Source organism: Nonlabens sp. Hel1_33_55 (assembly GCF_900101765.1).
Classification (GTDB): domain Bacteria; phylum Bacteroidota; class Bacteroidia; order Flavobacteriales; family Flavobacteriaceae; genus Nonlabens.
This window is the reverse complement of the sequence record NZ_LT627735.1, coordinates 110,412-125,143: the sequence shown is the minus strand read 5'-3', so window position 1 is coordinate 125,143 and position 14,732 is coordinate 110,412. Positions and strand designations below refer to the sequence as shown.

Here is a 14,732-nt window from a genome sequence, read left to right as displayed (position 1 = left end):
GGTCATACGTCGATAAGTCATTCAAATCCGTATATATTAAAATAAGTCCGATATTTTTGTGTCAGAATAAACCCTACATGATAAAGATCTCTACTCTAAATTTTGTTACTACTCTTCTATTGAGTACAGCTGCTATGGCTCAAAATATAGGAGTCAACACTAACTCACCCACGGCAAACCTTGATGTCAATGGAACCCTAAGAATAAGAAGTCTTAAAAAGGCTAATGGAGAATTTGGAGCAACAGGAAATGTTGTTTACATCATGGGTGTTGATGAAAACGGAAACGTTGTCCCGATTGAAATAGGGGAAAATATCGTTCTTGAAAGTAATAAGCTAGTGGTACAGTTACCAGAGACAGATACTTCGGTAGCAGAATTGCCTAATGGAGGTACCTTAGAAGACAACTATGCACCTGGCTCTGATGGTATTATTAATGACCTTGACCTTGGAATAGTAATCTTGCCTGGAGACAGACGCACAACCTGGCCAATTGTGAGGTTGCCTAATGGTGATAATGAAAGCAAAGTAGATATAACAGGATTCAAAGAGGCTCCTGACGGTACGATGGTGTATCTATATCCAACATCTGGAGACATTCAACTTAAAAAGGGAAGCGATGAATCCCAGCCTAACAATAGAATTGCCGGTGAAAATGATCATAATATCAAAAAGAATGATCTGATGCTTCTTATGTACGATGGAAATATCAAAAAATGGGTGGTAGTGTCTAAGCACTAGATCCTACTCGTAACTTATAATATTTAAACCTTGACTTAACCGTCAAGGTTTTTTTGTACTGTGATCTGTAAAAAAGGACATCTTGAATCACTCAATCAGATCAAATAAATTTGGTATTCTAACTCTAGTGTTGATTTAATATTTGCTAAAAAACTCAATTTAAACCTCATTCAATCTATGCCAAACCATTCAATTTTGTTGAGGACTTCTTATAAATTGAATTTAGCTTAACTGGATACTACAGGCTTAATGTAGAATGGAATTGATGATCTCTATTCGTTGAGTGAAGTCAGAAGTTGCGAGCTTATTGGAGACAGAGTTGAGAGATGTAAAGTTCTATCGACAAATCTAATTTTCAATCCCTTGCCGGAAGATTCTTGAAGATTTTATCTACGAACTCTTTACTCTTAAAAGGTTTGATAATATAATCATCCATGGAAGAGTCTTTCATGCGCTCCTCAATCTCTAACTGTTCAACTGCAGTTAGAGCAATGATAGGTATCGTTGGCTGAAATTCTCTAATTCTAGACGTAGCCTCGAACCCATCCATTCCAGGTGGCATGTTGATATCCATTAATATTATATCGTAGGTATTTTCCTTGACCATTTGTATGGCGGCTTTTCCAGAGTCCGCAAGATCATACGTACCGTCAAAACCTTCAATGATTTTTTTGGTGACCAATTGATTGATTTTGTTATCCTCAACAATGAGCAGTTTAATCCCTTTCAATGTTTGTTCAGGGATCGAGGCTTCACGATGAAGTTCTTCAAATGGAACTTCGACTGCTTCCAACTTTAAATTAAACTTTACCGTAGTTCCGTTACCCTTTTCACTTTCAACAGTAAGTTCTGAATCTTGTAATTCAAGAATCTTATTAGAGATTGGCAACCCTAATCCCGTACCTTCATTTTCCTCATTATGATTGATAAACTTACTTTCATCAAAAAGGTCATTCAACTTCCTTTTATCGATTCCCTTCCCAGTGTCTTTAATCAAAAAATCTAGAGAATGGTAATTGTCTAAATTTTCTGTCTTAGTTATATTAAGGCTGATATCTCCGTTTTTAGTGAACTTATTAGAATTACCCAAAACATTGATCAATACCTGCATCAGTTTGACGGCATCGCCATTATAGATTTTTGCTACATCGTCTGAGATATTTATATGAAATGTATTGGTATGATGTGGGACGATAAATTTAGCAGACTCAACAGCGTGATGACATAATTCCCTGATATCAAAATTTTCTTGAGCAAGCGTCAAATTAGAAGATCTATTGAGTTTATTCATCTCCAAAACATTGTTGATCAGAGATAGAAGGTAATCTGCACTATACTTAAGCGACTGGACATTCTTCTTGTTTTCACCTACGATTTTCTTGTCGTCTATCAGCATATTAGAAATACCCACTATACCATACATAGGTGTTCTAAGTTCGTGACTAATTCTTGAGAACAACGCGTTACGCGCGGTTAGCAGTTGATCACTCTTTTCTTTTTCTTGTAAGTAAATAGTGTTTTTTTCAACTAACTGTTTGTTCAGTTTTTTTCGTCTATAAAAACTTATGTATAAAACTACGATTAGGATAGAAGCAATAAACAATGCTATTGATGACCATAAAACAGTAACTTCTTGACGTTTATTTTCAGCTTTTAATTGCTCAGCTTCGATTTGTGCTTGCATCCTTCTTTGAACTTCGTCCGCATTAAACTTGGCTCTAGCGTTCTGAATTGCTTTTACACTCTCATCTTTATATTTATCTCGTTGTAGTACACTTAGTTTTTTGGAAGATTCAAAAGCTTTTTTGTAATCATTTAGCTCAAAGTACACATCTGAAACACTTAAATATGCTTCAATCAGCACTTCTGAATAATCCGATTCATTAGCAATTTCTATACTTTTTTCTAAGCTGGATTTTGCTTTTTCATATTTTTCCAGTTGTACATAATATTTACCGTACAATAGCTCAATCCCAGCATTAAACGGGTCATATTGAAGTTGATTAGAGAGTCTTGCAGACTCATTTAAGTATTTAGAGGCTAACTGAGGTTCCTCAAGCTCCAAAAAAGATTCAGATATATTATAGTTAATTATAAATAAGCCATCAATGTCATCTGATGCAGTTAGCTCTAAAGCAGCAATATAATTTGAAATAGCTTCAGAGTAGTTTCCCGTCAACGCTAACACATTCGCATAGTCAACATTAGCAGTTATAAGTGTTCCTGATTTTCTGCCTTCTGGAAATTCTGTTTGTTGAAAATTCTTTGCCTTTTCTAGAGATTCCCTATAAACTTCCTTAGCTTGTATGGTATCTTCTATTTGTATAAGCGCCATTCCTAGATTACTGGAGATTGCCGTATAATAATTGTAAAATCGCAAAGAATTACTCAGCTCTCTACCTTGTTGACTCAAGCTGATAGTTTTTACAAAATCCTGACTATCATAATTGTCACGTATTTGCCCAAGAATCTCTCTAAGTTCCTGCTCCTTTTCAAGTTCCTCTGGAGAATATTCGCTTTCACTATTTTGAGCTATGATAGATGAGCTCCACAACAGCGTGAGGATCACAAATACTATTCTAAAATTTTCGATACTTTTTATTGACGTGAGAAGCAAGAATTGATTGGTTTTGAATTATTGCCAAAAAATGAAAATACAACTTTCCTACATTTTTGGGACTTCAAACTTCAAAATCTATGAAAGAAGCGCAATAAATTTTTCTTAAAAGTCTCCTGATATCAGTAGTGATGTATGTCTATAGACTTAGGCAACTTGATCTACATCAAAACTTAAGAGTTGCATTTAAATGGATAATTGAGTTTTGATAGAAAAGTTCAAATGCTACTTCTTTTTAAATTTAGTTTTCAATACTTATTCGATGAATGAACCTTCCTTTAAAAAAACAGGTTAAACTTGCTTAAATACCTTACCGTTAATCGATTATTCCGATATATGAGCATAATAAAACTTATAATTGTAGTTGGTGACTACGATTTATCGTCATCATTTTATAAAGCATCTATGATAAAAATTACTTACTTCTTCATTTTATTATTCTCCACGGTTGTTTGTGCACAAGACCTTACAATAATGTCTGGCGGTAGTATTTCTATGGAAACTGGTGCGCAATTGTACATCAATGGAGTTGAATTACAACCTTCCATCAATTATGCTTTTGAAGGACCTAATGAAGTGACATCGACTGTTACACCTGTAAATAACCCTAAGAGTGTATCTAAGGTTATGGAATGGAGTAATCCAGTAGAAAGCTACATGGGTATGGTGTATTTCAAATATGAAAATGTGGACCTTAATGAATTGGAGGAAGCTGACTTGGGACTTTCTATAAAGGATCTTCAATCTGAATGGATTATTATGGATAGTAATCTTGATGTAGAAAGCAAAAGAGTAGGTTTTGACTTCGCTGATCCTACCCATATTACAGCAATAACTGCTACGCGGAAACAAACTCTTGGAACTAGCTCTATACAAGATGCTGGGATCCAGATTTTCCCTAATCCAACGACATCAACCATAACAATCAATTATGGTAATGAAATTAATGTCGAAGTCTACAATCTGCTTGGTAATACCTTATTTTATACCACGAATAAAGTTGTTGATTTGTCCAATTTGAGCAGTGGTACTTACCTGATCAAGATTACTGATGTAGAAACTAGTAATGCTATATATAGAAAGATTTTAAAAAGATAATTAATTTTTACTGTCCAAAAATCAGACTTTAAAATCTGCAATTGCTACAACTACAGCTGTTATTCTCTAACACCCATCTCATAAATTACAAATAGTAAGCTGTAGGCTCTAAAGTTATTTAGATTTATAGAGGTCTATAATTATTACGCTTTCGCGAAAGCGATATTTCAACAGTCCCAAAGTATTGATTATTTTAGAGTTCTTATAAAATGAGACCTCATGAAATCTACTATCCTAATACTTTTTGGGTTACTGTCATCCCTTGGTTTTTCTCAAGGAACCAAATTATTACGACAACCTACCATTCACAGTAACCAGATCGTTTTTGTTTACGGTAATGACCTATGGACTGCCACAACAAACGGTGGTATGGCACAGCGATTAACCAGCGATATAGGATATGAGAGTGTGCCCCATTTCTCACCTGACGGCACTATGATTGCCTTTACTGGTGAATATGATGGGAATATAGATGTCTTTGTGATCCCTTCAAATGGCGGGACACCGCAACGACTGACCTACCATCCTGGCGGTGATTTTGTGACTGGCTGGACTCCAGACAACAAAGTTTTATTCCGGTCTGATCGTGAGGGAAAACCTACTGAAACCACCAAGTTCTTTACCATAGGATTGGAAGATGCATTTCCAGAATCCATGAAGCTAACCAGAGCAGCCTATGGCGAGATCTCACCAGATGGGAATCATATTGCTTATACTCCTATTACATCTTGGGATCCTGAATGGCGCAACTATCGTGGCGGCCAGGCGATGCCTATCTGGGTCGTGAATCTAGAAACAATGGAATTGCAGACTACTTCACAACCTACTAAAGAACGTCACCTGGATCCAGTTTGGCATGATGGCAAGGTCTACTTTTTATCAGAGCGTGATTACACCAGCAACATCTGGTCCTATGACCCCAACACAAAGCAGGAAAACCAAATCACCTTCCATAAAAAGTTTGATGTCAAAAGTCTGGATGCAGATGAGAATCAGATCGTTTATGAACATGGCGGTCAAATAAATTTGCTCAACCCGTCCACAGGTGCCACAAGAGTGATTCCCATAACGGTTAGTGCAGACCTGAACACGTCCCGTGAGCGATGGGAAGATGCTACAGCACGTGACTTAACTAACGCCTCGCTATCACCCAACGGTATGCGAGCCCTTTTTGAATACCGTGGCGAGATATTTAGTGTCCCTAAAGAAAAAGGTTCGTGGCGCAATCTTTCCAATGCTCCAGGATCTGCACAACGTAGTCCTGTCTGGTCACCGTTAGGTGATAAGGTGGCTTGGTTCTCTGACGCCAGCGGTGAGTACGCCCTTGTGATTGCAGATCAATACGGCTCTATCATCAAAACCATATCCTTTGATGATCCTACCTTTTATTTTCAGCCACAGTGGTCGCCTGATGGTAAAAACATTGCTTATACAGATACGCATTACAACATCTGGATCACAAACATAGATAGTGGCACCTCTACAAAAGCAGATACAGATAGCTATGCACATCCAGATCGCTCCATGAATCCTGTGTGGTCACCAGATAGTCAGTGGATCGCTTATGCAAAACAGCAGCAAAGTCATTTCAAAGCAATCTATGCCTATAACATTGCCTCCAAAAAAATTATCCAGATTACAGATCCTCTAGCAGATGCCATCACTCCTATTTGGGATGAGTCTGGAGAATATTTGTACACGCTTGCAAGTACCAATTACGGCCTGACCTCTGGATGGCTGGATATGAGTTCTTATGATCCATCGACCACAAGATCTCTGTATGCCGTAGTGCTTTCTAAAAATGGTAAAGCTCCCAACCTACCAGAATCAGATGAAGAAACTACGGCAGATATTGTTGAGGATAAAAAAGAGCAGAAAAAGGAACGAGAGAAAAAAGGGTTTGATGCTGCAGACGATGAAGCAAAAAAAGTCAATGTCGTCATCAATGAAGAAGGTATATACGATCGCATAGTGACCATGAACTTACCAGAAAGAAATTATATCGCTCTTGCGAAAGCAGAAAAAGGTAACGTCTTTGTCCTGCAACAAATTGAAAATGAAGATGGCTTCAAGCTTCATTTATACGATACTAAGAAACAAGAAGCCACAGATTTTGCCGATGGTATTCAAGACCTTGAAACGAGTTTTGATGGTACACATATATTGCTCAACCATGGTAATAGCTATTCTATAAACCCCACAAAATCACCAATAAAATCTGGTGATGGAAAAATTGACACAAACCTAAGCGTCAAAGTCGACCCTCAAGCGGAATACGTGCAGATATTCAAGGAAGGATGGCGTTACATGAGAGATTTCCTATATGTGGATAATGTACATGGTGCACCTTGGGACAAAATCTATGAATGGTACTCGCCATGGATCAAGAACGTGAGACACCGCACAGATTTGAATTATGTAGTAGACATTATGAGTGGTGAAGTGGCTATTGGCCATTCCTATGTTTCTGGCGGTGACCTTCCTGATCCAGGTAGAATTCCTGTTGGTTTGCTAGGTGTAGATTTAGAGGTAGAAAATGACAGGTACAAGATTTCTAAAATCTACAACGGCGAGCGCTGGAATCCTGATACCACAAGCCCATTAGGAATGGCTGGAATCGATGTTAATGTAGGAGACTACTTGATTTCCATCAATGGTAAAGAATTGAAGACAGATCAAAATCCTTATAAATTATTAGAGCAAACCGCCAATCGGGAGATTATGATTGAGGTAAGCTCAAAAGCAAATGGTAGTTCCAAGAGACAGGCATTGGTAAAACCAATATCCAGCGAACGCAGTTTGAGATATATTGATTGGGTGGAAGGAAATCGTAGAAAAGTCGATGAACTATCAGATGGGAAACTGGCCTACGTTTATATTCCCAACACAAGCCCTGGCGGCTTTACTTCGTTCAATAGATATTTATTTAGCCAACAAGATAAAAAAGGTGTCGTGCTGGATGAGCGCAATAATGGTGGTGGTAGTGCTGCAGATTATATGATCGATATTTTGAAGAGAGAGCCTTTCGGTTATTTTAATAGTAAGGCAAATGACAACCGACCATGGACCACGCCTATGGCTGGAATTTTTGGGCCAAAAGTGATGATCATCAATGAGCGCGCGGGCTCTGGTGGTGATTTATTACCCTATATGTTCAAGCAACAAAATTTAGGCCCGCTGGTTGGAACCAGAACTTGGGGTGGATTAGTAGGAACTTGGGACACACCTCCATTTGTTGATGGTGGTAGAATGGTGGCACCGCGTGGTGGCTTCTACGATCTTAATGGAGAATGGGCTGTTGAAGGTGAAGGCGTCGCTCCAGACATAGAGGTAATTCAAAATCCAAAATCAACAACAGATGGAAGAGACCCACAACTCGAAAGAGCCGTTGAAGAAGCCTTGAAACTATTACCAGCACAAGAATTCAAAATGAAACCAGAACCTGCGGCACCAGTCAGATGGAAACGACCAGATGGTTATGATGAAGAGAATTAATGCTTATCGTATTTGTAATTAACATGTTGCAAATAAATATATTTGATAATTTAAATCATAATATGTAACAATATCCCTAATTTAATGTCTTATTAGTATAACCTTCAAATATGACATTATGAAAAATCTAATTGTATTGTTCGCATTAATTGTTTCCAGTGTATGCTTTGCACAGGCCTCCATGGAAACAAGTAGTTTCACAACGATCGACATCGATAGTGATGCTACAATAGAAATACGTTATTCGCCTAGCGCTAAGATTCAGTCTAGTGGTAGTATGGATGATCTCAAATCGATGGTAAGCACCTCAGCGAACCGGTTGAATTTGAAAGGTGGTGACTCAAATTCAAAAATGAGAATCTACACTAGAAGTTTGAATGCGATAAAAGTTTCAGGAAATGCTAATGTAACCGTAGAGGGTTTCAGCAGTATAGACAAATTAACCGTAATGACTGATGAGAATGCTAAGCTTGATTTAGGTTCTACTAAAATTAATGACCTATCTATAAATCAAAATGGAAACAGCAGCGTTAATTCAACAGGTGCTGCGACAACCATGCTTATCAAAGATGGTAATATGGTCACCATGAATTAGGATAGCAAAGGTTTTACAAATAACACTCTGAAATTCAGGGTGTTTTTTTTTGCTCTAAACTCTTGTGAATCATTTGTTTGAATTACCTGAATATCGAAATATCAGATTATCAATCAAATGATAAAGCGTAAATAATTTAAGTTGAAAAGTTCCGCTTTCGCGAAAGCGAGATTATCATCTACCCTATTGCACAATTCAAAATTTTACTTTTACTTTGTGTTTCAAAGTGCTTTACTATGCAATTAGAAAAATATAGCGAGGATCTCAAACAGATCAGATCGATGATGGATCGATCGACCAGGTTTATCTCATTGTCGGGAATGAGCGGTGTGATGGCGGGAATCTATGCGATTATAGGTGCTGTGGCAGCACATTTTGTGATCGAGCAGGCAAAGCAAACAGATGGTCTTACTAACGCCAATGCCTATGAAGTTTTCAAAGCTTGGAATGAAAATACCGTATTGTTATTATTATTGATAGCTGGCATCGTACTTCTACTGGCCATTCTCACAGCATTTATTCTTACCCGTAAAAAAGCTGAAAAAACCAAGCAAAAATTATGGGGAGCTCAAACCATGCGACTCATTGCAAGCTTCCTAACACCGCTATCTATTGGTGGATTGTTCACGCTGGTTCTTTTACAATATGGAGTGATAGGTCTCATTGCTCCAGCGATGCTTATCTTTTACGGCTTAGCATGTATGAGTGCTTCAAAATACACATTGGGAACGGTCAAATATTTGGGGTTGACCTGTGCGATTCTTGGCCTGATCAATACGCAATTCATAGGATACGGATTGTATTTTTGGGCGGCTGGATTTGGTGTGACGCACATTATCTACGGCATCATCATGTATAACAAGTACGATCTTAATAAATAATATTTGACAAGTGAGTATCATCACAAATCTTAATAAAGCATTTGAAAACCGCATCAGGCTGGGCATCATGTCTGTGCTTATGGTGAATGATGATGCAGATTTTAAAGAATTAAGGGACCTCCTTGAGGTCACTGACGGGAATCTCGCCAGTCACTGTAAAGCATTAGAAAAAGAGGATTATATCAATGTGAAGAAATCATTCATAGACCGCAAACCAAATACCAGATATAGCATTACAGACTTAGGACGTGCTGCCTTCAAACAACATCTTACTGCTCTTGAAAAATTACTGAAATGACTAGAAAAGAAATTTTTTTATTTTTTTACTTTGTATTTCAAAGTACTCTATATTATTTCCAAATTGTTTTATCCAATCTACTTCATCATCTAAAATCAAAACTTTAAAAACATTAACAATGAAAAACATCCTATCCATTGCCGGCGGCCTTCTGTTTGCTCTTCTATTTCACAACCAACTTTTAGGAATCAATGTGTTGCTATTTTCTGCATTCCTTCTGTTGGTTTTACTTCTCATCAACCGTAAGATTCAATGGAGTTTACCACTCGTTGTAAGTGCTTGTGGACTTGTGATTAGCGCCGTAGCCATAACCTGGCATGGCGCAACGACAGCCGTCTGGAGTTATTTCGCATGTCTATTTATGTTGTTGGGTTATTTGGCCTATTCTAGAGCCAGTGTATATATCAGTCTTGCAAATGGTCTATACAATATCCTTTTGGGGATATTTCATGACTTTCTGTATCCCTCAAAAAAGGAAAACATTCAAAACCCATCCAAAACCAAATATTGGGAATGGGCTTTAGCCGTTGGCATCCCGCTGACTCTGATTTTTGTTTTTATCTCATTTTACCGCGACGCTAATCCTGTTTTTGATTCATGGGTTACGTCTCTTTTCAAAGAATTTGAAATGATTGATTTCCTATGGTTCTTTACCGCTAGCGTTGCAACATTCTTAATGCTTAATATCATACAACCTCAACCCATAAAAGAACTGATGCAAGCAGATGCAAGTCAAGGTAATTTTCTGATTCCTTCCAACGAAGCAGAACATCAATATGCTAACACAGAATTAAGGATTGGGAGCATTTCAATGATAGTACTAAACATCCTATTGGTTTTCGTGCTCATTTCAGAGTTCATGTTTCTTGCAAATCTTTCAGACTTTGCGGCGGCAGACCTTTCAAAGGCGGTTCACCAAGGCGTCAATTCTTCCATAGTTAGTGTGGTGATTGCGATAAGCCTGATTGCATTTGTGTTTAGAGGAGCTATAAATTGGTTAAAATCTAATAAAACCATTAAGCTTCTCGCAACGGGCTGGATGATTCTCAACACATTGTTATTATTCACGATTGCCGTAAAGACCTGGATATACATTTCATCTTATGGACTCACAGACAAACGTATAGGAGTACTTGTCTATTTAATTCTTTGTCTAATAGGAATAGTGACCGTATTTATGAAGGTGCATTATGCTTACAATTTTGTATTTCTAATTAGAAAGAATTTGAGCTGGAGCATTGCTGTACTTGCATTACTAGGTTGGATAAACTGGTCTGCGATAATTTCTAATTATAATATTCAAAATGACCATATCGACATGGACCAACTGTTTAATCATTTACCACAAAACGCACTAGTTCTTAAAAAGAGTTCTTTATACAATAAGGTTCTTAGCGTGGATAGATATGATTACAAAATTGAAAACAAGATCAATCAGATTGAGGATAGAAACTGGCAAGAGTTCAATTATATATTTTATAAAACTGAGAGCTATGAGAAATAGAATCTCATCTTTTCATACATATAGCAAAATAGCTTTGTGGGTTGCCATCTTTACTTTGATACTGGGCGGCTTAATATTCCTGTCATCAATTCTATTTCCGATCGATCTCGTTTATGGAATAGGTGCAACATTTATTGTACTGGCATTTTTAGCAAACGTTATCATACTTCTAGTTATGGTAACCCGATTACTAATTACTCCAACTTTCAAAGAAAACCTTTTCAGTATTTATTGCTTGCTCATCAATATTCCAATTGTCGTTGGATACATATACATTTTATCATCATGAATTCTATAACCATCAAGAATCATCTTAATCAAGAGGCTGTATGCGTTTCTGGAATCACCGCTTTCTGCTTAGTGATTCTTGCTATCCGAGTGAAGTTATCACACGAGTTCTATTTAATATTTATGGGATGGAATCTGTTCTTGGCATTATTACCATATGCATTAACATGGTTTGTAAAACAAAATGCATCGCTATTGAGCCATCTACCCAGATTCTGGAAGAGGCTCTTTCTAATCGGAAGTTTCTGTTTATGGTTACTGTTTTTACCCAACGCTCCGTACATGATAACAGATTTCATTCACCTAGAATTAGAAGCTGAATTATGGTGGCTGGATTTTTTGGTATTCTGTTGTTATTCTATTGCTGGGATTTATTTTATGTATTTGAGCATAGAACACTGGAAAAGTATTTTCCAAATACGTTTAAGGAAATCAAAGAAGCGCCTCGCAACATGTACCCTATTTTTCCTGAGCGCTATAGGAGTTTATTTAGGAAGGAGTTTACGTTATAATTCGTGGGATATTTTGAGCGATCCCACGAGTATAATTACCGATTCCCTGAAGCTATTCATAAACCCATTCGATTATTATTTCATATGGATGCAGATTTTGTCACTGGCCTTAATTCTTAGTTTTGGCTATATGGTCTTTCAAAAGTTTACCAACAAATGATATTAAGAAAGCCACGATATTTTTATATCATCACCACATTATTACTGCTAGGTATTGAACTGATTATTGCATTATTCATCAATGATGGTTTTGTAAGACCTTATCTAGGCGACTTACTGGCGACAATCGTGGTGTATGGCATTGTTATGTCAATAACCAATTCCAGTGTGCGGCAAGGAATGTATTTTGCCTTGTTTATAAGCTTTGCTATTGAATTAATGCAATTGTTACAAATAGTTGATGTTCTAGGCTTGACAAATAATCGTATTGCTAGGATCGTGATAGGAACCTCTTTTTCCTGGATGGATCTATTGATGTATACTCTGGGTGCAGCAATTATATACATCTTGGAACGCACCTTGAATCATGATAAATAATTTGATCTCCGTACTAAATCAATACTTAATTTATCCGTACATCTTTATAATATGGACTCGGAAAAAGCATCTAATTATCATAACCTTACTCTGGAACAATAATTTTCGGGTTTTGGGTCTTGGGTCTTGGGTCTTGGGTCTTGGGTCTTGGGTCTTGGGTCTTGGGTCTTAAGGCTAAAACTTAGTCTTTTCTCCATCCACGTAATCCTGCAGGTATTCAAATCGCGGAGTCAATTTACCATCGTGCGTAGTCATTCTGGCGCGGTCAAGTATACCATCAGCATCGTTGTTAAAAAATGCTGGTAATACACGCTCAATAAACATCTCACCAAATCCTTCACTGGCATTCTTAGGCAACTCGCAAGGCAAATTATCTACTGCCATGACGGTGATCGATTCGTCCGTTTTGAAAGGCACTTCTTTTTCCGTTCGTGGATCGTATCCATAAAGCGGGTTCTCAATAGTAGATGCCCTCAACGTACAAGCGATAGGCCCATCAATATCACAGCTAACATCTGCCACTAGTGAGATATTAAAATCTGCAGATTTCATGTCTTCTCTGGTAAAAAAGTAAGGCGCACCTTCACCATAAAAATGACCAGTGATGAACATATCACCTACAGCGGCAAATTTCATGAAATCAGACTCCAGCAATTCTGGATTATTATAACATTCTGTTCTGGTTGGAACGTATCCATCTTTCCTGATGTAATAATCATCTACATCCAATTGGGTAAAGACGGTTTGATTGTTCTCAAATTGGCCCAATTGCAAAAATTCCTTAGGCAACAATCTCTTGATCCCGAGTATCTCTAAAATCTCAATAATTCCACCAGCGACCTTACCGCTACCTGTCGTGATGATATTGATGGGTGGTAATTCATTCTTGACTTTTCTAAGTTCTTCCTTCACTGCTTCAAAATCTGCCAGGTCATCAACTTTAGGCAACTCAAAAAGATCATCACGCAAACCCAATGCTCTAAATGCGTTGTAAGCACCTACTAAACCCGCATATCTACCAAATCCAATTAATCGATTATTATTCTCATCTGTAATCGTCTCATGGTCATACAACTCGATTTTCTTATCTAATATCGCGCGTAACAAATCGCGATTGTAGGGCTGTTTTTTAATGGTGTGCGAGAAGAAAAAATACTTTTTGCCGGCGATCAATGAATCTACTGGAACTTCCTTGACTCCCAATAATACATCTGCATCACTCGTATCGTTGACAACGTTAATTCCTTGAGCAGTGTACGATTCATCGCTAAAAATTCTGATGTTTGAGGACTCTGCTACTAGTTCCGCTTTCGCGAAAGCGTGCTTAAAACCAGCCGCTTGAACAGGCGACAAAACGACTCGCCTATCTGGCGGGCTCTTGCGTTCCTTGATCAATGCAAACTTCATAATGTTCAATTTTTAGTTACCGAAAGATACGTAATGATGTCCTGCTGCTCTTAAAAGATTAGTTTAAAATGGCGACTTGAACTTCACTTATCTTAGAGAAAAATACTGAGGTTTTGGCATGGTTTTTACACAATATCCACGGCATTGGATTACTTTTGTCCACCCTTATCTAAAGATGCTATAAGGTTTCTATTTATAGCCATTTGGATTAGGATTTACTGCGAAAGCAGCTAATGGGGTCGACTGGTTTTGACAGCGAGACCGAGTTGATTGTAAGCATGTAGAGCGCTGGGCCACAGCTCTTAAATCTCATGATTCATCTTTTTTAAACGGCGAGAATAACTACGCCCTAGCAGCATAATCTGAATTATAGTAAGATGTGCCTCGGCTCGTAAGACGAGCATGCAGGAATTCTCTCAAAGGCCTTGGTTTATGGCACTTGATATAGAGAATTCGTAAAAATAGACCTATCCTCATCAGGGCTTTGATGGTGAGGAGACACTCAAGTGAAGACAAGCGGTGCTTTGGTAGTTATCGACCGGTGCATCGACTGAAATTAAATGATGACTAAACATGTAGAAAGCGATGAAGTCGCTCGTTTGGACGGCGGTTCGAATCCGCCCGACTCCACAGGTAAAAACCACGCGTTCGCGTGGTTTTTTATTGATGTTTTCTCAAAAAATACTAACATTTTATAACAGCATTTTTCGTTGAGTATCAATACATAATTGCTCAATAATTAAATTCCCAATGCTTGTCC

At 37.7% G+C, this 14,732-nt stretch carries 11 protein-coding genes and 1 other RNA gene; 10 read left to right on the top strand and 2 right to left on the bottom strand.

Features of this window, described 5'->3' with window-relative positions:
- Window positions 1-77: 77 nt before the first annotated feature.
- Window positions 78-740: a hypothetical protein gene (locus tag BLO34_RS00515; RefSeq protein ID WP_090751631.1), complete on the top strand. Its 663-nt coding sequence runs from the start codon at window positions 78-80 to the stop codon at window positions 738-740.
- 355 nt (window positions 741-1,095) lie between these two features.
- Here BLO34_RS00515 and BLO34_RS00510 read toward each other — a convergent pair whose 3' ends face one another.
- A complete protein-coding gene (locus BLO34_RS00510) occupies window positions 1,096-3,153 on the bottom strand; it encodes a response regulator (RefSeq protein ID WP_157686581.1) in 2,058 nt (685 codons plus the stop codon).
- Between the two features lie 609 nt (window positions 3,154-3,762).
- Here BLO34_RS00510 and BLO34_RS00505 point away from each other — a divergent pair.
- From BLO34_RS00505 to BLO34_RS00465, 8 genes are all read left to right on the top strand, one after another.
- On the top strand, window positions 3,763-4,455 hold the full coding sequence (locus tag BLO34_RS00505) for a T9SS type A sorting domain-containing protein (RefSeq protein ID WP_157686579.1): 693 nt from the start codon (window positions 3,763-3,765) through the stop codon (window positions 4,453-4,455).
- Window positions 4,456-4,674: 219 nt separating this feature from the next.
- Window positions 4,675-7,950, top strand: coding sequence for a S41 family peptidase (locus BLO34_RS00500; protein ID WP_090751626.1), 3,276 nt, complete (start codon window positions 4,675-4,677; stop codon window positions 7,948-7,950).
- Window positions 7,951-8,068: 118 nt separating this feature from the next.
- Window positions 8,069-8,545 (top strand): GIN domain-containing protein, encoded by a 477-nt coding sequence (locus BLO34_RS00495; protein WP_157686577.1) that lies wholly within the window; start codon window positions 8,069-8,071, stop codon window positions 8,543-8,545.
- A gap of 236 nt (window positions 8,546-8,781) precedes the next feature.
- A complete protein-coding gene (locus tag BLO34_RS00490) occupies window positions 8,782-9,426 on the top strand; it encodes a hypothetical protein (protein WP_090751622.1) in 645 nt (214 codons plus the stop codon).
- A 10-nt stretch (window positions 9,427-9,436) separates the two neighbouring features.
- The gene (locus BLO34_RS00485) at window positions 9,437-9,724 is read left to right on the top strand and encodes a winged helix-turn-helix domain-containing protein (RefSeq protein WP_090751620.1); all 288 of its coding nucleotides are present in this window, start codon (window positions 9,437-9,439) and stop codon (window positions 9,722-9,724) included.
- Window positions 9,725-9,842: 118 nt separating this feature from the next.
- Complete coding sequence (locus BLO34_RS00480) at window positions 9,843-11,228, top strand: DUF4153 domain-containing protein (RefSeq protein ID WP_090751618.1); 1,386 nt, start codon at window positions 9,843-9,845, stop codon at window positions 11,226-11,228.
- A gap of 285 nt (window positions 11,229-11,513) precedes the next feature.
- Window positions 11,514-12,188, top strand: a complete 675-nt coding sequence (locus tag BLO34_RS14810; protein WP_090751615.1) for a DUF1361 domain-containing protein — start codon at window positions 11,514-11,516, stop codon at window positions 12,186-12,188.
- Entirely contained in the window at window positions 12,185-12,565 is a 381-nt protein-coding gene (locus BLO34_RS00465) for a DUF2809 domain-containing protein (protein WP_090751613.1), read from the top strand. Before BLO34_RS14810 ends, BLO34_RS00465 begins: the two co-directional genes overlap by 4 nt.
- 174 nt (window positions 12,566-12,739) lie before the next feature.
- On the opposite strand, the gene BLO34_RS00460 is transcribed toward BLO34_RS00465, so the two are convergent.
- On the bottom strand, window positions 12,740-13,972 hold the full coding sequence (locus BLO34_RS00460) for an NAD(P)-dependent oxidoreductase (protein WP_090751611.1): 1,233 nt from the start codon (window positions 13,970-13,972) through the stop codon (window positions 12,740-12,742).
- 235 nt (window positions 13,973-14,207) lie between these two features.
- Between BLO34_RS00460 and ssrA the strand changes: the two genes are divergently transcribed.
- Window positions 14,208-14,605, top strand: a transfer-messenger RNA (tmRNA) gene (gene ssrA, locus BLO34_RS00455).
- The last annotated feature ends 127 nt before the right edge of the window (window positions 14,606-14,732 follow it).